This window comes from Pseudoxanthomonas suwonensis J47 (genome assembly GCF_000513955.1).
Taxonomy (GTDB): Bacteria; Pseudomonadota; Gammaproteobacteria; order Xanthomonadales; family Xanthomonadaceae; genus Pseudoxanthomonas; species Pseudoxanthomonas suwonensis_C.
In genome coordinates this window covers 1-24,925 of sequence record NZ_AZUZ01000012.1, presented here as the reverse complement: position 1 = coordinate 24,925, position 24,925 = coordinate 1, and the positions used below count along the sequence as shown (strand labels likewise).

Genomic DNA, 24,925 nt, shown 5'->3' with positions numbered 1-24,925 from the left:
CCGCCCCAGGAGGTTGTCATGTTTGCACGCATCGCCGTTGTTGCGGCCGCGCTGGCCGTCGCTCCTTCCGCCTTCGCCGCCGATGTCACCCTCGCCGACCTGTCGCGGGAAACCGGCGTCAGCGAGCGCCACCTGCGAATGGTCGCCGGCGCACGCACGCCTTATCCGGAATACCGGATCGTGTTCGACCGCGTCGAGCGCCAGCTGAAGAACACGCTCGGCGACGAGGGCTACCACTACCTGCTGAAGGGCGAAGTCGCCGCGGCCAGCGAGGCCTATCGCGAGCGCGCGGCCGCCACCGCCGCCCGCGAGAAGGAAGCCGAAGCCGCCAAGGCGCGCAACCAGGGTTGAGCGGTCAGCGCCCGCCGACCGCGTCCTGCACCGGGGTGCCGGCTTCCGGCATCCCGGCCGGCGGCGGCGCGTTCCAGATCCGCTCCCACATCGACGCCAGGCGGCGCGGCGCTTCCCACGGGAGGCGCAGCTGCTCGGGCGGCATCGCATGCCAGGCATCGCCGTCGCGCGCGGCGACCGCGAACACGAAGGTGTAGTCGGGCTCGGCGCCCATGCGCAGGTCGCTCAGCTCGAGGCGGCCGTCGCGCACGCGCGCCTTCATGAAGCCGTGGTTGAACCAGGCCAGGCGCACCACCGCAGGAATCTCCGCGGCTTCGGCCAGCGCCTGCGTGTCCGAATCGTAGGCGCGGAACTGCATCGGCCCGCGGTCGGCGACCAGCGAACGCTCGCCCTCGACGAATCCGTCCGGGGTCATCGCCACCACCCGCCACAGCAGGGTGTTGAACGGCATCGGCACCGAGAAACGCGGTGCTTCGCCCAGGCCCATCGCCGCCAGGCTGCGCTGCGCCTCGCGCTCGACCATCGCCTTGGCCAGCAGCGACCAGCCCAGGTAGGCGCTGCTCAGCGCCAGGCCGGCCACCAGCGCGTGGCTGGCGAGCCTGCGCTCGCGCGCGAACCAGGCCACCACGCAGGCCAGCAGCAGCCACAGCGTGTACGCCGGATCGATGATGAACACGCTCGACCACATCACCGGCCGCAGCGGCAGCGGCCACAGCAGCTGCGTGCCGTAGACGGTGAACGCGTCCAGCAGCGGATGCGTCAGCAGCGCCAGCTGGATCGCCCAGAACCAGCGCCGCGGCGACTCCGCCACCCGTCCCTTGCCGTAGCGCCGGAACAGCCACCAGATCGCCCAGCCCACCAACGGCAGCACCAGCAGGGAATGGCTGAGGCCACGGTGCAAAGTCATCCGCGCCACCGGGTCGTCGGTGAACAAGGCCAGGGGCAGCGAATCGAGGTCCGGCAGGGTGCCAAGCGCGGCGCCGGCGAGCAGCGCGGCGCGGCGGTGCCCGGCCGGCGCGATGGCGGCGGCGACCGCGCCGCCGAGGACGATCTGGGTCAGGGAATCCATGCGCGGATGCTAGCAGCAGGCCAGCGCGCGCCGCCGCCGGCGCCGTGCCGGAGCGGCCCGCCACGCGCCGCCGCGTGCATGAATCCTTAACCCGGAGGCGCACCCGCGGCGGGCAGAATGCACCCACGCCCCCGGCCGTGTATCATGCGCGGCCATCTTTTCATCCGAATACAGGGATATAGCCCGATGTCCAGCTATCTCTTCACCTCCGAATCGGTCTCCGAGGGCCATCCGGACAAGATCGCCGACCAGATCTCCGATGCGGTCCTCGACGCCATCCTGGCGCAGGACAAGCGCGCCCGCGTGGCCTGCGAGACCCTGGTGAAGACCGGCGCCGCCATCGTCGCCGGCGAAGTCACCACCAGCGCGTGGGTCGACATCGAGGGCCTGGCCCGCCAGGTCATCAACAGCATCGGCTACAACAATTCGGACGTCGGCTTCGACGGCCACACCTGCGCCATCATCAACATGCTCGGCAAGCAGTCCCCGGACATCGCCGCCGGCGTGGACCGCAAGAAGCCGGAGGAACAGGGCGCGGGCGACCAGGGCCTGATGTTCGGCTACGCCTGCAACGAGGCGCCGGAATTCATGCCGGCCCCGATCTACTACTCGCACCGCCTGGTCGAGCAGCAGGCCAAGGTCCGCAAGAAGAAGAACTCGCCGCTGCCGTGGCTGCGCCCGGACGCCAAGTCGCAGGTCACCCTGCGCTACGACGACCAGCACAAGGTGGTCGGGCTCGACGCCGTGGTGCTGTCGACCCAGCACGACCCGGGCGTGAAGCAGAAGGAGCTGGTCGAGGGCGTGTACGAGCACATCCTCAAGCCGGTGCTGCCGAAGAAGTGGCTGGAATCGCTGCCGAAGAAGAAGGTCCACATCAACCCGACCGGCATCTTCGTGATCGGCGGCCCGGTGGGCGACTGCGGCCTGACCGGCCGCAAGATCATCGTCGACAGCTACGGCGGCATGGCCCGCCACGGCGGTGGCGCGTTCTCGGGCAAGGATCCGTCGAAGGTCGACCGCTCGGCCGCCTACGCCGCCCGCTACGTGGCCAAGAACGTGGTCGCCGCCGGCCTGGCCGACAAGTGCGAGGTGCAGGTCTCCTACGCCATCGGCGTGGCCGAGCCGACCTCGATCTCGGTCACCACCTTCGGCACCGGCCGCATCCCGGACGCGCAGATCGAGAAGCTGATCCGCAAGCACTTCGACCTGCGTCCGTATGGCATCGTCAAGATGCTCGACCTGATCCACCCGGTCTACCAGCCGACCGCCGCCTACGGCCACTTCGGCCGCAAGCCGTTCGAGCTGGCCTACATCGATGGCGCCGGCAAGAAGCAGGTCGCCACCGCGTTCTCGTGGGAGAAGACCGACAGGGCCGAGGCGCTGCGCGCCGACGCCAGGCTGAAGTAAGCGCGCCGCGCGAGCGGCGATGCAGCTGGACGACGGGCCGCGCAAGCGGCCCGTCTTCTTTTCCGGCGGCGGAACGGAGCCGGTCAGGTCCGCACCGTCACCCGCACGTCCTCCGGCCCGCCCGCGCGGGTGGCGACCACGCGCTCGCCCAGGCGGGTGAACAGCAGGTCCACGCGCACGCCACCCACGTCCAGCCGTTCCACGCGCAGGCGGTCCACGCCCGGCGGCAGCTGCGGGTGGGCGATCGCCACCTCGCCATTGCGCGCGTCCACCTCCAGGCCGAGGCAGGCCTGCAGCAGCATGAACACCGAGCCGGCCGACCAGGCCTGCGGCAGGCAGGCCACCGGGTAGGCGATCGGCGGCTGGCCGGCGCTGCGCGGGAAACCGCAGAACAGTTCCGGCAGGCGCATGCCGAAGTGGGTGGCTGCCTCGAACACCTCACCGAGCAGGCGCGCGGCCTGGCGACGCGCGCCGTAGCGGGCCATGCCCGCCGCGCACAGGGCCACGTCGTGCGGCCACACCGAGCCGTTGTGGTACGACATCGGGTTGTAGCGCGGCTGGTCGGCGGCCAGCGTGCGCACGCCCCAGCCGTTGTCGAAGCGCGGCGAAGCCAGCTGCGCGACCACCCGCAATGCCCGTTCGGGTGCGGGCAGGCCGACGTAGAGCAGGTGCCCCGGATTGGACGCCAGCACCCGGCACATCTGCCCGGTGCCGTCGCGGGCCAGCGCGTAGAAGTCCAGCGCGGCATCCCAGTAGCGCGCCTCGACCGTGTCGCGCAGCGCCTGGGCGCGCGCGCGCCAGGCAGCCGCCGCTTCCACCTCGCCGCGCTCCAGGGCCAGCAGCGCCATCGACTGCAGCGCCTCCCAGGCATAGCCCTGCACTTCCACCAGCGCGAGCGGGCCTTCCGCCAGGCGGCCATCCTCGTGGAAGACCGAGTCGCCGCTGTCCTTCCAGCCCTGGTTGGACAGGCCACTGGCCTCTCCGCGCGCGTAGGCGAGCAGGCCGTCGGGATCGGCATCGCAGCTGCGCTCGATCCAGCCGGTGGCGCGCCGCAGCGCCGGCCACAGCCGCTCGATGAAGGCGATGTCGCCAGTGCGGCGGAAGTAGCGTCCGGCGAGCATCACGAACAACGGCGTGGTGTCGACGCCGCCGTAGTACAGGCCGAACGGCACCTCGCCCAGCGCCGCCATCTCGCCCTTGCGCGCCTCGTGCATGATCTTGCCCGGCGCCGAGTCGCGGAAGCTGGAATCCTCCGCGGCCTGGCGTTCGGCCAGGTAGGCCAGCACGCCGCGCGCCAGCTCCGGATCCAGCCACAGCGTCTGCAGCGCGGTGATGATCGCGTCGCGCCCGAACGGGGTGGAGAACCACGGAATGCCGGCGTACGGGTAGCGCCCCGACGGCAGGTCGCTGGCCAGCAGGGCGATGTCAGTGCGCGAGCGCTCCACCCAGGCGTCGAACAGCAGGCCGCTGCCGCGCAGGCGCGCGCCCGAGCGGCGGCGTGCGCGCAGCGCGCCACGCGCGTGGACCATGGCCCGGCGGTGCCGCGCCGCGTCCGGACGCTGCGCGTCGCTGCCCACCTCGAGGTACAGCTCGAAGCACTCGCGCGGCGCCAGCCGGCACTCGAAGCGCGCCCTGCCCTCCTCAAGCCGGGTAGGCGCCACCGAGAACGCGATCACGGTGCGCCGCGCCACCCCGTCCAGGCCCTCGTAGTGCAGCACCACCCGGTCGCCGTCGACCTGCGCCTGCGGATAGCTGCCGCGGCGCACCCGCTCCATCCCGCGCACCTCGAACATGTCGCGGAAGTCGGCGGCGAACTCGAGGGTCAGCGGCACGGACACCGGCGCCCGGTCATGGTTCGAGCAGGCGATGCGCTCGTGCAGCCGCCCTTCCCAGAGGAAGCGCGAGCGTTCGATGTGGATCACGCCCTTCGCGCCGCTGCCGCCGATCGGCGGCAGCGGGCGGTTGGTGAGGTGTGCGCTGAACACCACCCGGTCCTGGCCGAGCGCGGCGCTGAGCAGGGTCGGCGTGGTGCCGTCCAGGCCCAGCTGCAGGCGCGAGAGGATGCGCGTGCCGTCATGGAACAGCCCATCGGCGACCTCCCCTCCATGGAAGTCGCCGAGCGCGTCGCAGACCAGGAAGCTGTCGCCGTCCTTGAGCGAATAGCTCGCCTGGTGGGTCACAGGCAGGGTCGGCGCCATGCGCATGAGCTTCAGGCCAGCCGGGCCAGCCCCGCCGCATCGTTGGCGGCCTCGCCTGCATCGGCCACGCGGGCGCCGCCGCCGAGCAGCCGCCGGTACAGCTCCAGGTAGCCGCGCGCCATTACCGTGGCCGAGAAGCGGCGCTCGAACACGCGGCGGATCGTGGCGCGGTCCAGTTCATGCAGGCGCTCCACCGCCGCCACCGCCTCGTCCATCGAGGACACGATGAAGCCGGTCACGCCGTGCTCGACCACCTCGCGCACCGAACCGCAGTCCCAGGCGATCACCGGCGTGCCGCAGGCCATCGCCTCGATCATCACCAGCCCGAACGGCTCCGGCCAGTCGATCGGGAACAGCAGCGCGGCGGCATGGCCGAGGAAGCCCGGCTTGCGCGCGTCGTCGATCTCGCCGACGAAGTCGACCCCGGCCTCGTCCAGCAGCGGCTCGATGGCGTCGTGGAAGTAGACCGCGTCGGCGGCGTCGACCTTGGCCGCCATCCGCAGGCGCATGCCGGCGCGGCTGGCGATCCCGATCGCGCGGTCCGGGCGCTTCTCCGGCGAGATGCGGCCGAGGAAGGCCAGGTAGTCACCGCGCGGCGATTCCGGCGGCTGCAGCAAGTCGGCGGGCAGGCCGTGCGGCACGGTGCCGATCCAGTTGGCGAAACGCAGCGGCTGGCGCTGCTGTGCCGAAATCGAGACCAGCGGGAAATGCGGCCAGCGCCGGTAGGCGTCGGGCAGGTCCGCCAGGTCGAGGCGGCCGTGCAGGGTGGTCAGCGTGCGCCCGGCCATGTCCGCGAACAGCGGGAAATGCAGCAGGTCGACGTGGAAGTGCAGCAGGTCGAACTCGCCGGCGCGACGGCGCACCTCGTGCAGCATCGCCAGGTGCGCGGCGAGGTCGGATTTCAGCGGCTGCGGATCCAGGCGCAGCGCCTGCTCGCGGCAGGCCACCAGGCGCGCGCGGGTGCGGCTGTCGCCGCTGGCGAACACGGTGACGTCATGGCCGAGGTCGACCTGCGCATCGGCCAGCCAGGCGACGATACGCTCGGTGCCGCCGTACAGGCGCGGCGGGACGGCTTCGTACAACGGGGCGACGTGGGCGATACGCATGCGCCCACCTCAGCAGGACCGCGCCGGGCCTTGGCCACGCATGGGCGGCCTGCGCGCGTGGTGGTACAGGATCAACGGCCTTGCGTCGTTCATCGTGCTCCTCCTCGTTGCGGTACGCCGGCGGCGGACCACGATCCGTGGCTGCGGCCAGGCAGGCCCGCCGCAGCAGGTGGAAGGACTCACGGCCAGCATCGTCAATCCGTCCCGGAAGAAGCCCGGTGGACGATGGGAGCGGTGTTTCCCGCGGCCGGCCGTGGCGCCGCCGCGGCGCTGCAGATAGGCGCCGCCGCACGGTCTTCAAGACCGGTCGCCGCCCTGCATTGAACATCCTTTCAGCTACGTGGAAGAACCGTTAACCGGTGTTCTGCACGCCCTGGGAAACGCCATTGACCGCGGCTACCAGCGCGCGCAGCAGCACGTCGTCCTCGCGGCCGCTGGCGCGCCAGCGTGCCAGCAGGTCGGCCTGCAGCACGCTGATCGGATCCACGTACGGATTGCGCAGGCGGATCGACAGGGCCAGGCGCTGGTCGTGCTGCAGCAGCCACTCGTTGCCGTTGAGGCGCAGCACCCACTCCTTCGTCAGCGCGTGCTCGGCCTCGATCCGCGGGAAGAACTCCCCGTGCAGCTCCTCGCCTGCCAGCTTCGAGAACATGCCGGCGATGCCCATGTCGCCCTTGGCCAGCACCATCGACACGTCGTCCAGCATCGTCTTGAAGAACGGCCAGTCGCGGCCCATCTCGCGCAGCGCATCCTCGCCGTGGCGGTCCACCGCCGCCTTCAGGCCGGTACCCAGGCCGTACCAGCCCGGGATCACCGCGCGCGCCTGGCTCCAGGCGAACACCCACGGGATCGCGCGCAGGTTGGACAGCGCCGCGTCCTCGCCGAGCCGGCGCGAGGGCCGCGAGCCCAGGGTCATCCGTTCGATCACGTCGATCGGGGTGGCGCCGCGGAAGTAGTCCATGAAGCGCGGCGCGCCGACGAAGGTGCGGTAAGCCGCGCTGCTGGCCTCGGCGACGGTGGCCATGATCTCGCGCCAGCGCGCCTCGCGCGGCTCCGGGTCGCGCGGGCGGATGCTCGACGCCAGTACCGCGCCGGTGGCCTGTTCCAGCGAACGCAGGGCCAAAGCGCGGATGCCGTACTTGCGGTGGATCGCCTCGCCCTGCTCGGTCACGCGCAGGCGGCCGTCGACGCTGCCGCGCGGCGAGGCGTCCACCGCGCGCGTGGTCTTGCTGCCGCCGCGGCTGAGCGAGCCGCCACGGCCGTGGAAGAAGGTCAGGCGCACGCCCTGCTCGTCGGCCACCTGCAGCAGCTCGACCTGGGCGCGCTGCAGGCCCCAGCGCGAGGCGGCGATGCCGCCGTCCTTGCCGCTGTCCGAATAGCCGAGCATCACCATCTGCACGTCGCCGCGCGCGGCCAGGTGTGCGCGGTAGACCGGGTCGGCGAGCAGGTCGCGCAGCGTGTCCGGACCGTGGCGCAGGTCGTCGACGGTCTCGAACAGCGGGGCGATGTCCAGCGGCACGTGGCCGTCGGCGTCGACCAGGCCGCCGCGGCGGGCCAGCGCCAGCACGGTCAGCACGTCGGCGCGGCTGCGCGCCATCGAGATGATGTAGGCGCCCAGCGCGTCGGCGCCGTGGCGGCGGCGCGCGTCGCCCAGCGCAGCGAACACCGCGTCCAGGCGCTGGTTGGTGGCCTCGTCGCTGGACGGCAGGACGCGCTCGCCACCGGCGTAGGGCCCGAGCACGCCGGCCTGTTCCACCGGCTCGCGCGCCTCCCACTGCGCGTCGTCCAGCGCGGCGGCCACCGCGCGCGCGTGCACGCTCGACTCCTGGCGCACGTCCAGCCGCGCCAGGTGGAAGCCGAAGGTGCGCAGGCGCCAGACCAGGCGCCGCACCTGGAACCAGCCGGCGTGGATGCCGCGGTTGTGTTCCAGGCTCTGCCGGATCATGTCGATGTCGTCGGCGAACCCGCGCGGCGAGGCGTAGCCCTCGGCCCGGTCCTCCAGGGTCGCCTGCAGGCGCGCGCGCACCAGGTCGATCAGCAGCCGGTACGGCATGTCGGCGTGGCGCGGCCGCGCCGCCGCGGCCGCTTCCGGCAGCAGCGCGCGGTAGCGTTCCACCTGCTCCAGCACCGCCGCGTCCACCCCGACCACGCCGGCGGACTGGGTCAGCAGCCGCGCCAGCTGCTGCAGTTCGACCAGGTACTTGCCGAGGATGGCGCGGCGCTGCGCGTCCAGGGTCTCGCGAATGGTGTTGGCGTCGACGTTGGGGTTGCCGTCCATGTCGCCGCCGACCCAGGTGCCGAAGCGCAGCAGCCGCGGCAGTTCGGTGGCGATGCCGAAGTACTCGCCGATCGCGTGTTCCAGGGTCTCGTAGAACACCGGCATGACCCGGTACAGCACTTCGGTGAGGTAGAAGCCGACGTGCTCGCGCTCGTCCTCCACGCCCGGGCGCACCGGCGAGGAATCGGCGGTCTGCCAGGCCGAGGTCAGCGCCATGCGGAAGCGGGCCAGGTCGGCGGCGCGCTCGCCCGGAGTGCGCCCGCCGTCGAGGTCGTCGACCAGCGCGGCGACCATGATCTGTTCCTTCTCCAGCAGCGCGCGCCGCACCGCCTCGGTCGGGTGCGCGGTGAACACCGGCTCGATGTCGATGCGCTCGAGCCAGTCGCGCAGCTCCTCCGCGGCCACGCCCTTGTCCTTCAGCCGGCGCAGCGCGTCGTGCAGGCTCTCCGGCTGCGGACCGGTGCCGGTTCGCTGGTAGTCGCGGCGGCGGCGGATGCGGTGCACGCGTTCGGCGATGTTCACCACCTGGAAATAGGTACTGAACGCGCGCACCAGCGCCTCGGCGTGCGCCGGCTCCAGCCCGTCCAGCAGCGCCGACAGCGCTTCGATCGGGCTGCCGTTCTGGCGCCGGGCAATCGCGGTGGTGCGCACCTTCTCGACCTCGTCGAGGAAGGCCGGCGAGACCTGCTCGGCGAGCACGTCGCCGACCAGGGCGCCGAGGCGGCGCACGTCGTCGCGCAGGGGCAGGTCCGGCGGGGCGAATTCCAGCTGGCGGGGTGCGTTCATCGATGCACGGCGGGTCGGGGGAATCCCGAGCTTAGCCGCGCCTTGTGCAATGCCGCAAAAGTTTCAGCAGTACCGGTTCCGCATGGAAAGCGGCCCGCTCCAGGGGAGCGGGCCGCGTCCATTCAGTTCGCCGCCGTGTGGTCGGCCGGCGCCTGGCGCACGTGGTGCTGCAGCCAGTCGTCGGTCTCGGCGAGCATGTGCAGGATCGACTCGCGCGCGCGATAGCCGTGCGATTCGCGCGGCAGCATCACCAGCCGCGCGTTGCCGCCCAGGCCCTTCACCGCGGCGAACATGCGCTCGCTCTGCATCGGGAAGGTACCCGGGTTGTTGTCCTCCTCGCCGTGGATCAGCAGCAGCGCGTCCTTGATCCGGTCGGCGTAGTTGAACGGCGACATCGCCAGGTAGGTTTCCTGCGCCTGCCAGTAGTTGCGCTCCTCGGATTGGAAACCGAACGGCGTCAGCGTGCGGTTGTACGCGCCGCTGCGGGCGATGCCGGCCTTGAACAGGCGGCTGTGCGCAAGCAGGTTGGCGGTCATGAACGCGCCATACGAGTGGCCGCCCACCGCCACGCGCTGCGGGTCGCCCACGCCGCGCCGGGCCAGCTCGTCCACCGCCGCCTGCGCGCTGGCGACCAGCTGCCTGATGTAGGTGTCGTTGGGCTCGGCATCGCCCTCGCCCACGATCGGCATCGACGGATCGTCGAGCACGGCGAAGCCGCGGGCCAGGAACGGCAGCGGGCCCCAGTAGCTGACCCGGTTGAAGCGGTACGGCGAGTCGGTCACCTGGCTGGCCGCAGCGGCCGACTTGAACTCCTGCGGATAGGCCCACATCAGCACCGGCAGCGGGCCGTCGCGGCTGGCGTCGTAGCCGGCCGGCAGGTACAGCGTGGCGGTCAGCTCCACACCGTCGTCGCGGCGGTAGCGGATCTGCTCCTTGCTGATGTCGCGCAGCTGCGGCGTCGGATGTTCGAAGCGGGTCAGCGCGCGCAGCGGTTGCGGACGGTCGGCGTCGTGCACGTACACGTTCATCGGCTCGGTCGGCGATTCGCGGCTGACCAGCAGGCGCTTGCCGGTGTTGTCGAGCATCACCGCCGGCACCTCGTAGTACGGCGCCTGCGAGTGGAACAGGCGCTCGGTCCTGCCGGTGGCCAGGTCGTAGCGGTCCAGGAACGGACGGTCGCCCTCGGGCGAGGCGCCGTCGCCGGACAGGAACAGGCTGTTGCCGTCGGCGCTGGTGAGCAGGCGCTGGTGGCCGGCATCGTCCGGCGCGGTCATCGGCGAGCCCGGATCGGCGTAGCGGTCCTCGAAGGACACGTCGAACAGCAGCTGCGGCGCGCGCCCCGGCTCGTCCGGATGGATCCGCCAGGTACGGCTGCGACGGGTCTTCCACCAGTACTCGCCGAGCACGGCCAGGTCGCCGCGACCCCAGTAGATGCCGCCGTAGCGGTAGCCGAGTTCGGCCAGGCGCACCGGCGCGCCCTTGAACGGCGCCGCGTGCGCGAACACCGCGTCGCGCACTTCCGCCTCGCGCGCCGGGTCGCCGCCATCCTGCGCTTCGGCCCACACCAGGGTTGCCGGGGCGTCGCTGCGCCAGTCGATCGAACGCACGCCGGTGGCCACCGCGTCGTTGCCGGTCGGCAGGCCTTCCACCAGCGGCAGGCGCGCGACGGTGTGCACCGGCTTGCCGGTGGCCGCGTCCAGCACCTCGATCACGCGCGGGAAGCGCGACAGCGGCACCAGGTAGGAGAACGGACGCTCGACCCGCTGCGCCAGCACGTAGCGGCCATCGGGCGAAGGCGAGGTGTCGATGTACAGGCCGGTCGCACCCAGCGGGGTGACCTTGCCGTCGATGCCGACGCGCGCCGGCTGCGAGGTGAGGTAGTGCTCCAGCACCTGCGCGTCGTTCTCGCTGCGCAGCAGGTCCTGGTAGGTGCGCACCGAACGCACGCCGGCACCGGCATCGGTCTGCTGGATCGACGGACCGGTCGGCACCGCGTCGGCCGGCGGCAGCGGCCGCGCCTGCGGGGTCTGCAGGCGGACCAGCAGGCCACGGCTGTCCGGCAGCCAGCTGTAGGCGCCGCCGGCGACGGTGTTGAGCCCGGTGGCCAGGCGGCGCGCCTTGCGCGCGGCCACGTCGACCAGCCACAGCTCGTTGGCGCCGCTGGCGCTGTCGATGCGGTTGAAGGCCAGCCAGCGCTGGTCGGGCGACCAGGCCATGCTGGCCAGGCCCAGCGGCTGCGGCAGGCCGGCGATGCGCTGCTCGGCACCGCTTTCGACCTCCATCAGCCACAGGTCGCTGGAGAAGGAGAACTGGCTGGCGGCGTGCACGCGCGGGTGCAGGCGCAGGCCGGCCAGCTTCAGCTCCGGCTGGGCGACCACGTCGATGCCCGGCAGGTCCGGCACCTGGCGCATCGCGATCAGGTCGCGGCGCGGCGACAGGCTCATCTGCGGCGGACGCGGCGCGTCGACGATCGCGCGCAGCTCCGGCACGGGTTCACGGTAGGTGCTGGCGGTGCTGGCCTGCGGCTGGGCGCCAGCCGGCTGCGGCCAGCCGCCGGCGAGGACGGTGCAGGCCAGCAGCGGCAGCGCCGCCCACGCGGCGAGCGGGCGCGGCGCGCGCCGCTGGCGGCCCGCCCGGACGGGCTTGGGTGCGGTTTCGGACATCGATGGGTTCCCCAGGGGTATGACGACCCTTCTGGATACCATGCGCAGGCCCACCGGGACCCATGACGAAAGTCCCGGGCGGGTTCATCCGTCGATCCCGATGGGCCGATATAATGCGCGCGCCCGTCGAGGGGCGCTGCGACCCAGGATCCGCGGTTCACGACCGCCGGAGCGCGTCCCGCGAGGACGCCACCGCATCCGGGGCCAGGCTCGACGCGCATTCCCACGCGACAACGGCGCCCGGACGAAGCGAGCATACGCCCGCCTTAACCGGAGCACCCGCATGAATGCCGTAGCCAAGACCTTCTCCACCGGCGGCGACTACAAGGTCGCCGACATCTCGCTGGCCGACTGGGGCCGCAAGGAAATCGACATCGCCGAGCACGAGATGCCGGGCCTGATGTCGATCCGCCGCAAGTACGCCGCCGCGCAGCCGCTCAGGGGCGTGCGCGTGACCGGCTCGCTGCACATGACCATCCAGACCGCGGTGCTGATCGAGACGCTCAAGGACATCGGCGCCGACGTGCGCTGGGCCTCGTGCAACATCTTCTCGACCCAGGACCATGCCGCCGCGGCGATCGCCGCCACCGGCACCCCGGTGTTCGCCTGGAAGGGCGAGACCCTGGAGGAGTACTGGGACTGCACCCTCGACGCGCTGACCTTCACCCTGCCCGACGGCACCCTCGCCGGCCCGGAGCTGGTGGTGGACGACGGCGGCGACGTCACCCTGCTGATCCACAAGGGCTACGAGCTCGAGCAGGGCGACGACAGCTGGGTCAACTCGCCGTCCGGCTCCCACGAGGAGCAGGTGATCAAGAACCTGCTCAAGCGCGTGGCGCAGGAGCGCCCGGGCTACTGGACCCGCGTGGTCGCCGACTGGAAGGGCGTCTCCGAGGAGACCACCACCGGCGTGCACCGCCTCTACCAGCTGGCCGAGGCCGGCAAGCTGCTGGTGCCGGCGATCAACGTCAACGACTCGGTCACCAAGTCCAAGTTCGACAACCTCTACGGCTGCCGCGAGTCGCTGGCCGACGGCCTGAAGCGCGCGATGGACGTGATGCTGGCCGGCAAGGTCGCCGTGGTCTGCGGCTATGGCGACGTCGGCAAGGGCTCGGCGCACTCGCTGCGCGCCTATGGCGCCCGCGTGATCGTCACCGAGATCGACCCGATCTGCGCCCTGCAGGCGGCGATGGAAGGCTTCGAGGTCGCCACCGTCGAGGACACCCTCGGCAAGGCCGACATCTACGTCACCACCACCGGCAACCGCGACATCATCACCCTCGAGCACATGCAGGCGATGAAGGACCAGGCCATCGTCTGCAACATCGGCCACTTCGACAACGAGATCCAGGTCGACCGGCTGTACGCCTCCGGCGCGGTGAAGACCAACATCAAGCCGCAGGTGGACAAGTTCACCTTCCCGTCGGGCAACAGCATCTTCCTGCTGGCCGAAGGCCGCCTGGTGAACCTGGGTTGCGCCACCGGCCACCCGAGCTTCGTGATGTCCAATTCGTTCTCCAACCAGACCCTGGCCCAGATCGACCTGTGGGCCAACAAGGAGACCTACGAGAAGACGGTCTACCGCCTGCCCAAGAAGCTGGACGAGGAAGTGGCGCGCCTGCACCTGGAGAAGATCGGGGTGAAGCTGACGAAGCTGACCCAGGGCCAGGCCGACTACCTGGGCGTGCCGGTCGACGGCCCGTTCAAGCCGGAGCACTACCGCTACTGAGCGGAGCGCCGCGATGGACATGGAACGGGCGCCGCGAGGCGCCCGTTTCCGTATGCGGCCAGCTTCCCTGCGGCCCCGGTCGTCGGCTCTCCCGGCTCCGCGGCGCGCGCTCCGGTTTGTCTCCCGGCCAGCGTCATGCCAGCATCCGCGCCTGACCTCGGACAGCCGGGAGTGCCTGCGTGCGACGCCGACTCATCGCCCTGCTCCTGGCGGGCGTGCAAGGCCTGGCCCTGTCCACCATCGCCCATGCGCGGGACGCGGCGACGGTACCGCTCGACCACCTCCCGGCCCTGAGCGGCGACTACTTCGCCATCCGTTCGCAGGCCACCGGGCGCGAGTACCACGTCTACGTGCGCCTGCCCGAGGGCCATGCCCAGCACCCCGACAGGCGCTGGCCCGTGGTCTACCTGCTCGATGGCGACAGCCTGTTCCCGCTGCTGGCGCCCACCCACCTGTTCCTGCACTACGACGAGCAGCTGCCCGAGGCGATCCTCGTCGGCATCGCCTACGGCAGCTTCGACCCTGCGGTCAACGCGCGCCACATCGACTTCTCCGACGCCGCACCGGACACCCCGCAGGGCGAAGCCGGCGCCGCGGCGTTCCTCGCCTTCCTGCGCGACGAACTGCTGCCGGAAGCCGAACGCCGCCACCGCGTCGACCGGCGGCGGCGGGTGCTGGTCGGGCAGTCGCGCGGCGGCTACTTCGTGCTGTGGTCGGCACTGCGCGAACCGGACCTGTTCTGGGGCCGGATCGCCAGCAATCCGGCGCTGAGCCGCGGCCGCGATGCACTGTTCGCGCCACCCGCCGCCGCGACGACGGAAACGCGGCTGGTGGTCACCAGCGGCGCAGGCGACCTCGACTACCGGGTGCGCAACGCCCACGACTGGCATGGCTACTGGAGCCGTCGCGACCGCCCATGGGAACTCGACCTGATGGTGTTGCCCGAAGGCACGCATGCGGCCAGCATTGGCGAGGCCTACCGGCGGGCGATGCTGCACCTGTTCCGCGAGGAAGTCGCCATGGCCCGCAGCCCACGACGGGGATTGAGCTCGCGCGATCGCAGCAGCGGGCGAACTGCCGTCGAGTCCCCCGCGGCGCGGATAGCTCCTGGGCCTGGCGCAAGCAGGCCATGGATGGCGTGCGCTTCCTTCAGTCCCGCAACCACCACCAGGCCAGCAGCGCCACGCCCATGCCGGCGAGCGCGGCCTTGCCCGGCGAACGGCGCACGTCCTCGCACAGGCCTTCGACCACATTGACCCGATCGGCGGCGACCAGCATCAGCCAGTGGCCGACGTCGTTCTCGCTCCGGCGGAAGGCGGCGCGGCGGATCGCGCCGCTGAGTCCCTTCGGCGGCAGGCGCGTGCCGAAGGTGCGCGAATGCACCGGGCGCTCGACCGACTTCAGCACTTCCACCGTCATCGGCTGCTGCGGCGGCGGATCGCTCCACGGCACGTCCAGCCGCGGCGGCGTGCGCTCCATTGGCACCGCGGGGCGGTTCTCGCGCGGCAGGTCCGAACCCCAGCCGGGGATGTGTGCGTAGCGTTGCGCAGCCATGGCGTCCTCCCGTGCGTCGCCGGCCATCACGCCTCTCCCTGCGCGGAGGGCGGGATCAGCACCGGCTTGATGCAGTTGTCGCGCTTGTTGACGAAGATGTCGTAGGCATCCGCCACCTCTTCCAGCGGGATGCGGTGGGTGATGATCTCGCGCGGCGAGATGTGACCGGCGCGGATGTGCTCGATCAGCCGCGGCAGGTGCCGCTTCACGCTGGCCTGGTTCATGCGCAGGGTCAGGCCCTTGTTCACCGCGTTGCCGATCGGAACCATGTTGAAGGTCGGCCCGTACACGCCGACGATCGAGATGCGCCCGCCCGTGCGCGCGCTGTTGATCGCCCAGTGCAGGGCGATCGCCGAACCGGCCTGCAGCATCATCACCTTGCCGGTGAGGCTGTGGAACGCGCTGCCACTGGCGTCGCAGCCGACCGCGTCGATGCACACGTCCGCGCCCAGCCAGTCGGTGATCTTCTTCAGGTACGTGGCGACGTCGTCGACCTCGCGGAAGTTCACCGTCTCGGCGTGGGCGAAGGTCCGGGCGAACTCGAGGCGGTAGTCCTCGCAATCCACCACGATCACCCGCCCGGCGCCGAAGAACCAGGCGCTCTTCGCCGCGAACAGGCCGACCGGGCCGGCGCCGAACACCACGACGGTGTCGCCCTCTCGGATGCTGCCCATCTCGGCGGCCTGGTAGCCGGTGGGGAAGGCATCGGTCAGCAGCACCGCGTCCTCGACGTGGATGTCGTCGGGGATGATGGTTGGGCCTACGTCTGCGAACGGGACGCGCACGTACTCGGCCTGCCCGCCGTCATAACCGCCGGCGGTGTGGGTGTAGCCGTAGAAGCCGCCCATCGCGCTGGCCTGCGAATTGACGTTGTGGCAGTTGCCGTACAGCTCCTTCTGGCAGAAGAAGCAGCTGCCGCAGAAGATGTTGAACGGCACCAGCACCCGGTCGCCCACCTTCAGGTTCTGCACCGACGGCCCCACTTCCTCTACCACGCCGCAGAACTCGTGGCCGATGATCGAGCCGACCCGCGTGTCCGGCACCAGGCCGTTGTAGATGTGGATGTCCGAGCCGCAGATGCAGGTGCGGGTGACGCGGACGATGGCGTCGTTGGGATGCTCGATCACCGGTTCGGCGACATGGGCGATGCGCATCCTGCGCGGGCGGCGGTAGGTGGTGGCCAGCATCGGGGCGGTTCTCCGGTGGGGTGGCGCCGGTTGCGACCGGCCCTTGCGACGACCTTCGCGCCACCGCCGTGAACAGCGCGCGTCGGCGACGTGGCGGAAACGTGGAGCCGCAACTGAACGCCGCCGCAAGGCGCGAAGCGATTCAGCCGGCATTCGCCGCTTCCGGACGCGGCCTCCACGAATGCGAACGGATCATCCGCGCATGCCGTCCAAGGCATGCCACGCCCCACCGCCATGCGCCCGTTCCTGTCTTCCATGCTCGCCTGCGCCATTGCCAGCTGCACGCTGGCCATGCCGGGCCACGCCGAAGCCGCGACCGGCATCGCCCGCTGCGCGATGCCCGACGGCACCTACGCCTACACCAACGTCGCCTGCAGCCGCCTGGGTGGACGCCACGTGGCCCTGTCGGCCGAGGTCCAGAACCGCATCCGTCACGAGCAGCGCCGCGAGGCCGAGCTGACCGGCATGCCGCTGCCGGCGGCCGGACTGCTGGCGGAATCCCGCCCGCGCCAGTCGCGGCGACCGAAAGGCCAGGGATGCGCGACGAGCCCGCGCGAGCTGGCAGTGGACCTGCGCGCTTCCATGGCGCAGGGCGACGTGAACCGCATCGCGGAGAGCTTCGACTGGGCCGGCATGCGGCACCGCCAGGCGATGCGGGTGATGGCGCAGCTCACGCGGCTCGGTCGCGCGGCCCTGGTCGACGCGGAGTTCTTCGGCTCGACGCCCAGCGCCGGCGACGGCACCTTGCAGGTCCTGCTGGAGGAAGCGGGGAGGCAGAAGGTCGCGGACTTCGACGTGCGTCGCCACCGCGGCTGCTATTTCCTGCAGCACCGCTGGTCGGCCTGATACGGCGCGCTGCGCCGCGCCCTGCGCAGCAGCCAGGTGGCCGGCCGCGCCATGCAGGCTGCGGCGCGCGGCTCAACGCCAGTTGGCGTTGTTCTCCCAGAACTCGACGCTGCGCAGGTAGGCTTCGCGGTCCAGCGGCACCCCGGAACCGCCCTCCTCCACGCCCAGCGCGTTGCGCATCATCGTGATCGGCGCCATCGGGATCTCTGCCGGCTCCATCGTGTACAGGCAGCCGACCACGCCCCAGTCGGCCTCGATCGGCGTGCCTTCCTTCGCCAGCTGCTCGCGGCTGTACAGGATCACCACCAGGTATTCGGCTACCGGCGGCTGCACGCCCTCGAACCAGCGCACCAGCACCGGCAGCTCCGAACGGGTGCGCGCCTCGTAGGCCGAGCGCAGCAGGTGGCGGTTGGCGTCGGTGATCGGCACGGTCAGGCAGCGGGTGCTGGTCCAGTTGCGGTGCACGTGCAGCTTGCAGAACGGGGCGTAGCCGTCGAGCACCGCCAGCGGCTCGTGCTCGTTGAGATGGCGCTCGAACCCGGCCGGGGTGCAGTCCTGGATGGTGTTGGCGCGCGGCATGCGCGGGAACAGGCGGTTGCGGGCGAACGGGGTCATGACGATGCTCATGGCGGGATTGTCCCAGAAGCCGGGATGCGGGATTGGGATTCGATCCCGAATCCCGAATCCCACCCATGCTTCCATCGCGATAAAGAGATATTATCCGGCCAACGCCCCAGCCGCCGGCCGCGATGACCACCCCCATCAGCTTCGAGTTCTACCCGCCCAAGACCGACGAGCAGCGCCAGCAGCTGGACCGCGCCGCCGCCCGGCTGCGCGCCTACGCGCCCGAATACGTGTCCTGTACCTTCGGCGCGGGCGGCTCCACGCTCAGCTACACCTCCGAAACCGTGCGCCACCTCAACCAGCACCACGGCTTCGAGGCGGCCCCGCACCTGTCCTGCGTCGGCGGCGACCGCGAGGAGATCCGCGAACTGCTCAAGCTGTACCGCGCGATCGGCTGCCGCCGCATCGTCGCCCTGCGCGGCGACCTGCCCTCGGGCATGGGCCATCCGGGCGACCTGCGCTACGCCTCCGAGCTGGTGCAGCTGATCCGCGCCGAGCATGGCGACCGCTTCCGCATCGAGGTCGCCGCCTATCCGGAGACCCATCCGCAGGCCGAGGACGCGCTCACCGACCTGCGCCACTTCAAGGCCAAGGTCGAGGCCGGCGCCGACGCAGCGATCACCCAGTACTTCTACAACGCCGACGCCTACTTCCGTTTCGTCGACGACGTGCGCCGGCTGGGCGTGGACATCCCGGTGGTGCCGGGGATCATGCCGATCTCCAACTTCACCCAGCTGCGCCGCTTCTCCGAGGCCTGCGGCGCGGAGATCCCGCGCTGGATCGGCAGGCGCATGCAGGCCTTCGGCGACGACGTGGCGGCGGTGCGCGAGTTCGGCGCCGACGTGGTCGCCGACCTGTGCCGCAGGCTCGTCGCCGGCGGCGCGCCGGGCCTGCACTTCTACACGCTCAACCTGGCCCGGCCAACCGAGGCGGTGCTGGCCCGGCTGTGAACGTCGCCGCGGCGTCGTGATTCCGCCGCGCGCGGCGGCGGATTAGGCTGGCAGGCCATGCGCCATGCCGCCCTCCTGCTGCTGTCCACCTGCCTGCTGCTGGCCGCGCCCGACGCGGCCCGGGCGCAGCAGGTGCAGCGCTGCGTGACTCCCGACGGCCAGGCGATCTACACCGACCAGCCCTGCAGCGCGCTCGGCGCAAGCGAACGCCCGCCGCCGCCGGCGGCCACCGGCGGGGCGGTGCCGGAGGCGACGCAGCGGATGTTCCGCGACGGCTGCCCGCGCCGGCTCAGCCAGCTGGTGTCGGAGATCCAGGGCGCGATCCAGGCGCGCGACGTCAACCGCCTGGCCAGCATCTACGACTGGCAGGGCGTCCCGCGCAGCGCCGCCTCGCGCATCCTCGACCGCCTGGAAGCGATGGTGCAGGACCCGCTGGTCGACATCGGCCCGGTCTACCCGGCCGATCCGTACATGCCGTCCGCACCGCCGCCGGTGGCGGCCGCCCTCCCCCCTTTGCCGGCGCCGCCCCCGGAAAGCGCGTCGCCACCGGAGGCCTCCGGCCCGCCCGCCTGGATACCCAGCTGGCCGACCAGCGCGCCGGAACCCACGCAACGCCCGTCCATCGACCTCTCCACCCTGCCCGCGCCGCCGCCGCTTGCGCGGACCTACTCGCGGCCGCGGCCGGTCGGGCTGCGGGTGGAACAGGTCCGCGGCGGCACCGCCACCCCACTCACCACCCGCTTGAGCCTGCGCCGCAGCCACGGCTGCTTCTGGATCGGGCTCTAGCGCCGGACGGCGCGTGCTGCGGCAGAATGGGCCACCCGTCCGGTGGAGCAGGCCCATGCAGTTCCCCGAGAAGATCTGGCACAACGGCGCCATCAAGCCCTGGGCAGAGGCCACGACCCACGTGATGGCGCATGCCATCCATTACGGCTCCTCGGTCTTCGAAGGCCTGCGCGCCTACGACACGCCCAGGGGCACGGCAATCTTCCGCCTGCGCGACCACACCCGGCGCCTGTTCGGCTCGGCGAAGATCTACGACATCGCCATTCCGTACACGCCCGACGAGATCGACCAGGCCTGCCGCGACATCGTCCGCGCCAACGGCCTGCGCAGCGCCTACCTGCGCCCGGTCGCGTTCCGCGGCGTCGGCAGCGTCGGCATCGCCGCGGAGACGCCGATCGACGTGGCCATCGCCGCGCTGGACTTCGGCCGCTACCTCGGCGCCGAGGCGCTGGAACAGGGCATCGACGCATGCGTGTCGAGCTGGCAGCGGGTCGCGCCGAACACGGTACCGGCGGGCGCCAAGGCCGGCGGCAACTACCTGTCCGGGCAGCTGGTCACGCGCGAGGCGCGCCGCCATGGCTACGGCGAAGGCATCGCCCTGGCGGCCGGCGGCCTGCTCAGCGAGGGCGCCGGCGAGAACCTGTTCCTGGTGTTCGACGGCGCCCTGCACACCACCCCGGCCAGCGCCTCGATCCTCACCGGCATCACCCGCGATTCGATCATCCGCCTGGCGCGCGACGCCGGCATCGAGGTGGTCGAGCGCGACATCCCGCGCGAATACCTGTACCTGTGCGACGAGCTGTTCATGTGCGGCACCGCGGCGGAAATCACCCCGCTGCGCTCGGTAGACGGCAAGCCGGTCGGCGATGGCAGGCCGGGACCGGTCACCCGGCGCATGCAGCAGCTGTTCTTCGGCCTGTTCGACGGCAGCACGCCGGATACGCGGGGCTGGCTCGACTACGTGTAAGCGCGGCGGCGGCGATGCGCCGCCGCGGCTTCTTCAGCCTTCGTCCAGCGGCGCGCCGCCGAAGGACAGCGTCGCCACCACCCCGCTGTGGCCGTCCTGGCGCGGGCGCACCTTCACCTCCCAGCCGTACAGGTCGCACAGCCGGCCCACGATCGACAGGCCGATGCCGGCGCCCTGCGAATGGCCGGCGTGGGTGCCGCGGTAGCCGCGCTGGAACAGCCGAGCCGCGTCCTCCTCGCTCAGGCCCGGGCCGGTGTCGACCACCTGCACGCCATCGGCGAGCAGGCGCACCACCACCTCGCCGGCGGGCGTGTACTTGACCGCGTTGCCGACCAGGTTGCCCAGGGCCACCGCCAGCGCCGCCTCCGGCGCCTCGATGACCAGGCCCGGCTCGCCCTCCAGGCGCAGCTCCAGCGGCTTGCCGCCCAGCTGCGCGCGGTGCGAATCCAGCAGCTGCTCGGCCACACGCGCCACGTCGCTGTGGCCCTGGCCGCGCTCGTTGCGCGACAGCAGCAGCAGCGAGCCGATCAGGTCGCTGCACTGCTGTTCGGCGCGCTGGATGCGCAGCAGGCGCGCGCGGGTGCGTTCGTCCAGGTCCGGGCGCGACAGCAGCAGTTCCACCGCGCCCTTGATCACCGCCAGCGGCGTGCGCAGTTCGTGGCTGACGTCGGCGTTGAACTCGCGGTCGCGCTGGACCACCTCGGTCAGCCGGGTGGCGTAGTCGTCCAGCGCCTCGGCCAGCTGGCCGACCTCGTCCTCGGGGAAGTGCGGCGCCAGGCGTCGCGGCTGGCTGCTGCCACGGTAGGCGCGCAGGCGCGAGGCCAGTTCGGTGACCGGCCGCATCACCCGCGACGCCGACCACCAGCCGATCAGCAGCGACAGGCCGCTGAACAGCAGGATCGACACGTACAGCGCGCGCTTGAGCTGGACCTCGCCGCGCAGCGTCTGGGTCATGTCGTAGGCGAGGAAGAACCACTCGTTCGGCGTCTTGCGCACCGCCAGCTTGTAGGCGAACGGGTTGCCGTCTTCGTCCTGGCCGCTGATGTTGTGGATGCCGTCGGGCAGCTCGTACCAGTCAGGCTCCTCGCGGCGCAGCTGCTCGAAGCCCTCGCGGGTGACCACGCGCCCGTACATCTGCTGCACCGGCAGCTCCGGGCGCGCGTTGCCGGGGTTGAGGTAGAACCGCCGCGCGTACTCGTTGATGTTGCGGTTCATCACGTCCTCGACCAGCTGGCTCTCCACGCGCTGGCGCGCGTAGTCGGTCAGGAACGCGAACAGGGCCGTCAGGCCCGTGCCCAGCAGCAGGAACGAGAGGATGATGCGGGTGCGCAGCCGGCGCCGGAACCTCCGGTGCCGGCGGGGATGCGTCGCGGACTCAGCTTCCGCCATCGGGCGCGGCGATGCGGTAGCCGATGCCATGCCGGGTCTGGATGTAGGGCACCGGGAAAGGCTTGTCGACCACCGCACGCAGGCCGTGGATGTGCACGCGCAGGGAATCGGAATCCGGCAGTTCCTCGCCCCACACGCGGGTCTCCAGCTCCTGGCGGGTGACCACGGCGGGCGAGGCCTCCATCAGCGCCTGCAGGATCTTCAGCGCGGTGGGATTGAGCTGCAGCAGGCGGCCTTCGCGGCGGACCTCGAGGGTGTCGAGGTTGTACTCGAGGTCGCCGACGTTGAGCACCCGCGTCTGCACGCCCTTGCCGCGCCGCGACAGCGCGTTCAGCCGCACCTCGACTTCCTGCAGCGCGAACGGCTTGATCAGGTAGTCGTCGGCGCCGGAGTCGAAGCCGGCCAGCTTGTTCTCCAGGCTGTCGCGGGCTGTGAGCATCAGCACCGGGGTCTGCTTGCGCGCCTCGTTGCGAAGCTTGCGACAGACCTCGATGCCGTCCATCCCCGGCAGGTTCAGGTCCAGCACGATCGCGTCGAAATCGTGGACCACCGCCAGGTGCAGGCCGGTGACCCCGTCGGCGGCGAAATCGACGGTATGGCCGCGGTCCTCGAGATAGTCCCCGAGGTTGGCCGCGATGTCGCTGTTGTCTTCGATGACGAGGATGCGCATGGGCGCCTCAGTTGGCCTGTGGCAGGCGGATACCGCGATTGTTCATCAGCGCGTTCTGGGTCTGCTCGTGGGCGCGGCGGCGCTCGGCCACGGTCTGGCAGTTGTTGGTGGCGCGGTGCGAGCCGACCTTCTTCTCGCGCACGCACACCAGGCGGCTGTCCTCGCGGGCCTTGGTCAGCAGCGTGTTGATCCGCTCCTGCTCGTTGAAGACCTCGACCTTGTCGCGCTCCGAAAGCTGGTTCACGTCCTGCACGCCGCCCAGCAGCGCGTCGATGCGGTCCAGGGACGCGCGCACCTGGCGGCGCTCCTCGGCGCCGATCTCGGCGTAGGTCTCGCCGTCGGCGAGCGCCTTCAGGATCGCGGTGCGCTGGGCGTCGAACGACCGCGCCAGGTCCAGGCCCTTCTCGGGGGAGAAGGATTCGCCGCTGGCGTTGATGGTGGCGCCGGCGGCCAGCGGGGCCAGGGCGAGGACGGAAAGGATGAGCAGCTTGTACATCGGAACCTCGCAGGGAACGGGTGGGAAAGGGACGGTTCGGCGACAGGGGCGCCGTCCCGATTCTGCCTAGGCGCGCGTGACCGGGCAAACGACATCGCCCGGATGCAAAAAGGCCCAGGCTGGGGAGACCGCCTGGGCCAAGGATTGCCCCGATTACCGTATCTCGTGTGCCGGCCGGGGAGGCTGCGATCCCCCCGGCTGACGAAGGAGCTGCGGTCCGACGGAGCCTAAGCCGGAACCGATTAAAGGTGCGTTAAAGGGGCCGGCGCCGGACCCCGCCGCGGACCGCCGGAACCGATCCACCCCCTTGATTCACAAGGGAAACAGAGGCCGCCACGTAATCCATGATCGCCCCGGCCACGTCGACCCCGCAGGCGGTCTCGACCCCCTCCAGGCCCGGGGTCGAGTTGACCTCCAGGACCAGCGGACCGCGGCTGGAGCGGATCAGGTCCACCCCCGCCACCCCCAGGCCCAGGGCCCGCGCCGAGCGCACCGCCATCGCCTGCTCCTCCTCGCTGGCCTGCGCCGGCGAGGCTTCGCCGCCGCGGTGCAGGTTGGAGCGGAACTCGCCCTCGGCGGCCTGCCGGCGCATCGCCGCGACCACCCGGTCGCCGACCACGAAGCAGCGCAGGTCGGCGCCCTCGGCCTCGGCGACGAACTCCTGCAGCAGGAAGTTGGCGTAAAGCCCGCGCAAGGCCTCCACCACCGCCCGCGAGGCGGAGGGCTTCTCGGTCAGCATCACCCCGGCCCCCTGGGTGCCCTCGCTGAGCTTGACCACGTGCGGCGGCGGGCCCAGCAGCGACAGCAGGTCGTCGGTGTCGTCGGGGTTGTCGCCGAACACCGTGGTCGGCAGGCCGATGCCCTGCGCCGCCAGCAGCTGGTGGGTGCGCAGCTTGTCGCGGGCGCGCAGGATCGCGTCGGAGCCGTTGGGGGTCCAGCTGCCCATCAGCTCGAACTGGCGCAGCACCGCGGTGGCATAGCGGGTGATCGAGGTGCCGATCCGCGGGATCACCGCGTCGTAGCCGCTCACCGGCTTGCCCTTGTAGCGCATGGCAAAGCCGTCCGGGGCGATGCGCATGTAGCAGCGCAGCGGGTCGAGCACGCGCACGCTGTGCCCGCGCACGCGCGCCGCCTCGACCAGGCGGCGGGTGGAATACAGGGAAGCGTTGCGCGAGAGGATCGCCAGTTTCATCGATGCGCCGCCGTGGAGCCTGGCCCCTGGAAACGCAGAACGCCGCGGATGCATCCGCGGCGCCTGGCGTGGTGTCTGGAGCGGGTGATGGGAACAGCACCCGGTCGCTAACTCGTTTATTACGAACGCTTTTTCCGATCCAGGCGTCACGGAATGGACTCGATTGTGGACTCAAGTCTTCGGCCTGGTCAACGCAGGCCGTTGCGGGTGATCCAAAGCGAGCCAAGCACATCCATCAACAGCCAGAGCGTCGGATTTCATTCGGAAGTCTATCTGTCTACTGGCACACCACGCCACAGGTTGAATCGCCCCGGCTTTCCCGGAGGCTCCAAACCTTGAGAGGATGGAGCCATGAGCAACAAATTGACGAGGTACGCACCCGAGGTGCCAGTGGGCGGCGATTACGTCGGTGGCCGGGAAGATCGGCTGCAAGGCGGAGACGCTGCGGACATGGGTTCGGCGGGCCGAGCGCGACAGCGGGCTCCGACCGGGNCTGACGACCGACGAGCAGGCCCGGATCAAGGCCCTGGAGCGCGAAGTGCGCGAGCTGCGCCAGGCAAACGAGATCCTGCGCAAGGCGTCGGCGTATTTTGCCCAGGCGGAGCTGACCGCCGATTCAAATCCTGAAAGGGTTCATCGACGATCATCGCGATGCCTACGGGGTCGAGCCGATCTGC

Annotated in this window: 20 protein-coding genes, 1 pseudogene and 1 other annotated feature; of the genes and pseudogenes, 9 read left to right on the top strand and 12 right to left on the bottom strand. The window is 71.0% G+C overall.

Annotation, left to right across the window (positions count from 1 at the left end):
- Positions 1-18 precede the first annotated feature (18 nt).
- On the top strand, positions 19-351 hold the full coding sequence (locus M503_RS0104540; protein ID WP_028919227.1) for a hypothetical protein: 333 nt from the start codon (positions 19-21) through the stop codon (positions 349-351).
- 4 nt (positions 352-355) lie between these two features.
- Here M503_RS0104540 and M503_RS0104535 read toward each other — a convergent pair whose 3' ends face one another.
- Positions 356-1,420 carry a metal-dependent hydrolase gene (locus M503_RS0104535; protein WP_028919228.1) on the bottom strand — a complete coding sequence of 355 codons (1,065 nt, stop codon included), beginning with the start codon at positions 1,418-1,420 and terminating at the stop codon, positions 356-358.
- A gap of 186 nt (positions 1,421-1,606) precedes the next feature.
- Here M503_RS0104535 and metK point away from each other — a divergent pair, with 186 nt between their 5' ends.
- Positions 1,607-2,827: a methionine adenosyltransferase gene (gene metK, locus M503_RS0104530; protein WP_028919229.1), complete on the top strand. Its 1,221-nt coding sequence runs from the start codon at positions 1,607-1,609 to the stop codon at positions 2,825-2,827.
- Positions 2,828-2,910: 83 nt separating this feature from the next.
- On the opposite strand, the gene M503_RS0104525 is transcribed toward metK, so the two are convergent.
- From M503_RS0104525 to M503_RS0104510, 4 genes are all read right to left on the bottom strand, one after another.
- Positions 2,911-5,025, bottom strand: coding sequence for an amylo-alpha-1,6-glucosidase (locus M503_RS0104525; RefSeq protein ID WP_231472319.1), 2,115 nt, complete (start codon positions 5,023-5,025; stop codon positions 2,911-2,913).
- Between the two features lie 11 nt (positions 5,026-5,036).
- Positions 5,037-6,131, bottom strand: coding sequence for a glycosyltransferase family 4 protein (locus tag M503_RS0104520; protein WP_028919231.1), 1,095 nt, complete (start codon positions 6,129-6,131; stop codon positions 5,037-5,039).
- A 352-nt stretch (positions 6,132-6,483) separates the two neighbouring features.
- Positions 6,484-9,195, bottom strand: a complete 2,712-nt coding sequence (ppc, locus tag M503_RS0104515) for a phosphoenolpyruvate carboxylase (RefSeq protein ID WP_028919232.1) — start codon at positions 9,193-9,195, stop codon at positions 6,484-6,486.
- A gap of 122 nt (positions 9,196-9,317) precedes the next feature.
- Positions 9,318-11,858 (bottom strand): prolyl oligopeptidase family serine peptidase, encoded by a 2,541-nt coding sequence (locus M503_RS0104510; RefSeq protein ID WP_028928125.1) that lies wholly within the window; start codon positions 11,856-11,858, stop codon positions 9,318-9,320.
- A gap of 283 nt (positions 11,859-12,141) precedes the next feature.
- Between M503_RS0104510 and ahcY the strand changes: the two genes are divergently transcribed.
- Positions 12,142-13,587: an adenosylhomocysteinase gene (gene ahcY / locus M503_RS0104505; RefSeq protein ID WP_028919233.1), complete on the top strand. Its 1,446-nt coding sequence runs from the start codon at positions 12,142-12,144 to the stop codon at positions 13,585-13,587.
- Between the two features lie 179 nt (positions 13,588-13,766).
- Positions 13,767-14,843, top strand: a complete 1,077-nt coding sequence (locus tag M503_RS17020; protein ID WP_028919234.1) for an alpha/beta hydrolase — start codon at positions 13,767-13,769, stop codon at positions 14,841-14,843.
- On the opposite strand, the gene M503_RS15670 is transcribed toward M503_RS17020, so the two are convergent.
- Both M503_RS15670 and M503_RS0104490 read right to left on the bottom strand, forming a co-directional pair.
- Complete coding sequence (locus M503_RS15670) at positions 14,737-15,141, bottom strand: hypothetical protein (RefSeq protein ID WP_081720937.1); 405 nt, start codon at positions 15,139-15,141, stop codon at positions 14,737-14,739. The genes M503_RS17020 and M503_RS15670 overlap by 107 nt on opposite strands.
- A gap of 26 nt (positions 15,142-15,167) precedes the next feature.
- The gene (locus tag M503_RS0104490; RefSeq protein WP_028919236.1) at positions 15,168-16,328 is read right to left on the bottom strand and encodes a zinc-dependent alcohol dehydrogenase; all 1,161 of its coding nucleotides are present in this window, start codon (positions 16,326-16,328) and stop codon (positions 15,168-15,170) included.
- A 216-nt stretch (positions 16,329-16,544) separates the two neighbouring features.
- Between M503_RS0104490 and M503_RS0104485 the strand changes: the two genes are divergently transcribed.
- A complete protein-coding gene (locus M503_RS0104485; RefSeq protein WP_155951960.1) occupies positions 16,545-17,174 on the top strand; it encodes a hypothetical protein in 630 nt (209 codons plus the stop codon).
- Positions 17,175-17,246: 72 nt separating this feature from the next.
- On the opposite strand, the gene M503_RS0104480 is transcribed toward M503_RS0104485, so the two are convergent.
- Positions 17,247-17,801: a DUF3228 family protein gene (locus M503_RS0104480; RefSeq protein WP_028919238.1), complete on the bottom strand. Its 555-nt coding sequence runs from the start codon at positions 17,799-17,801 to the stop codon at positions 17,247-17,249.
- 122 nt (positions 17,802-17,923) lie between these two features.
- Here M503_RS0104480 and metF point away from each other — a divergent pair, with 122 nt between their 5' ends.
- From metF to M503_RS0104465, 3 genes are read left to right on the top strand one after another with little or no spacing between them, the layout of a single operon-like run.
- The gene (metF, locus tag M503_RS0104475) at positions 17,924-18,748 is read left to right on the top strand and encodes a methylenetetrahydrofolate reductase [NAD(P)H] (protein WP_028919239.1); all 825 of its coding nucleotides are present in this window, start codon (positions 17,924-17,926) and stop codon (positions 18,746-18,748) included.
- Positions 18,749-18,805: 57 nt separating this feature from the next.
- Positions 18,806-19,534, top strand: coding sequence for a DUF4124 domain-containing protein (locus M503_RS15665; RefSeq protein WP_051414247.1), 729 nt, complete (start codon positions 18,806-18,808; stop codon positions 19,532-19,534).
- A 55-nt stretch (positions 19,535-19,589) separates the two neighbouring features.
- Entirely contained in the window at positions 19,590-20,501 is a 912-nt protein-coding gene (locus M503_RS0104465; RefSeq protein ID WP_028919240.1) for a branched-chain amino acid transaminase, read from the top strand.
- Positions 20,502-20,534: 33 nt separating this feature from the next.
- Here M503_RS0104465 and M503_RS0104460 read toward each other — a convergent pair whose 3' ends face one another.
- The 4 genes from M503_RS0104460 to rimK all read right to left on the bottom strand — a co-directional run bounded on the left by M503_RS0104460 (position 20,535) and on the right by rimK (position 24,248).
- Entirely contained in the window at positions 20,535-21,890 is a 1,356-nt protein-coding gene (locus M503_RS0104460; protein WP_028919241.1) for a sensor histidine kinase, read from the bottom strand.
- Positions 21,877-22,560 (bottom strand): response regulator transcription factor, encoded by a 684-nt coding sequence (locus M503_RS0104455; protein ID WP_024867715.1) that lies wholly within the window; start codon positions 22,558-22,560, stop codon positions 21,877-21,879. Before M503_RS0104455 ends, M503_RS0104460 begins: the two co-directional genes overlap by 14 nt.
- A gap of 7 nt (positions 22,561-22,567) precedes the next feature.
- Positions 22,568-23,056, bottom strand: a complete 489-nt coding sequence (locus M503_RS0104450; protein ID WP_028919242.1) for a hypothetical protein — start codon at positions 23,054-23,056, stop codon at positions 22,568-22,570.
- Between the two features lie 253 nt (positions 23,057-23,309).
- The gene (rimK, locus tag M503_RS15660) at positions 23,310-24,248 is read right to left on the bottom strand and encodes a 30S ribosomal protein S6--L-glutamate ligase (RefSeq protein ID WP_051414245.1); all 939 of its coding nucleotides are present in this window, start codon (positions 24,246-24,248) and stop codon (positions 23,310-23,312) included.
- 388 nt (positions 24,249-24,636) lie between these two features.
- On the opposite strand from rimK, the pseudogene M503_RS17015 reads away from it, so the two are divergent.
- Positions 24,637-24,925: pseudogene (locus tag M503_RS17015) on the top strand (transposase); the annotation flags it as partial.
- Positions 24,831-24,925: a sequence feature (AL1L pseudoknot), on the top strand. This feature is flagged as partial in the annotation. (Overlaps the previous pseudogene by 95 nt.)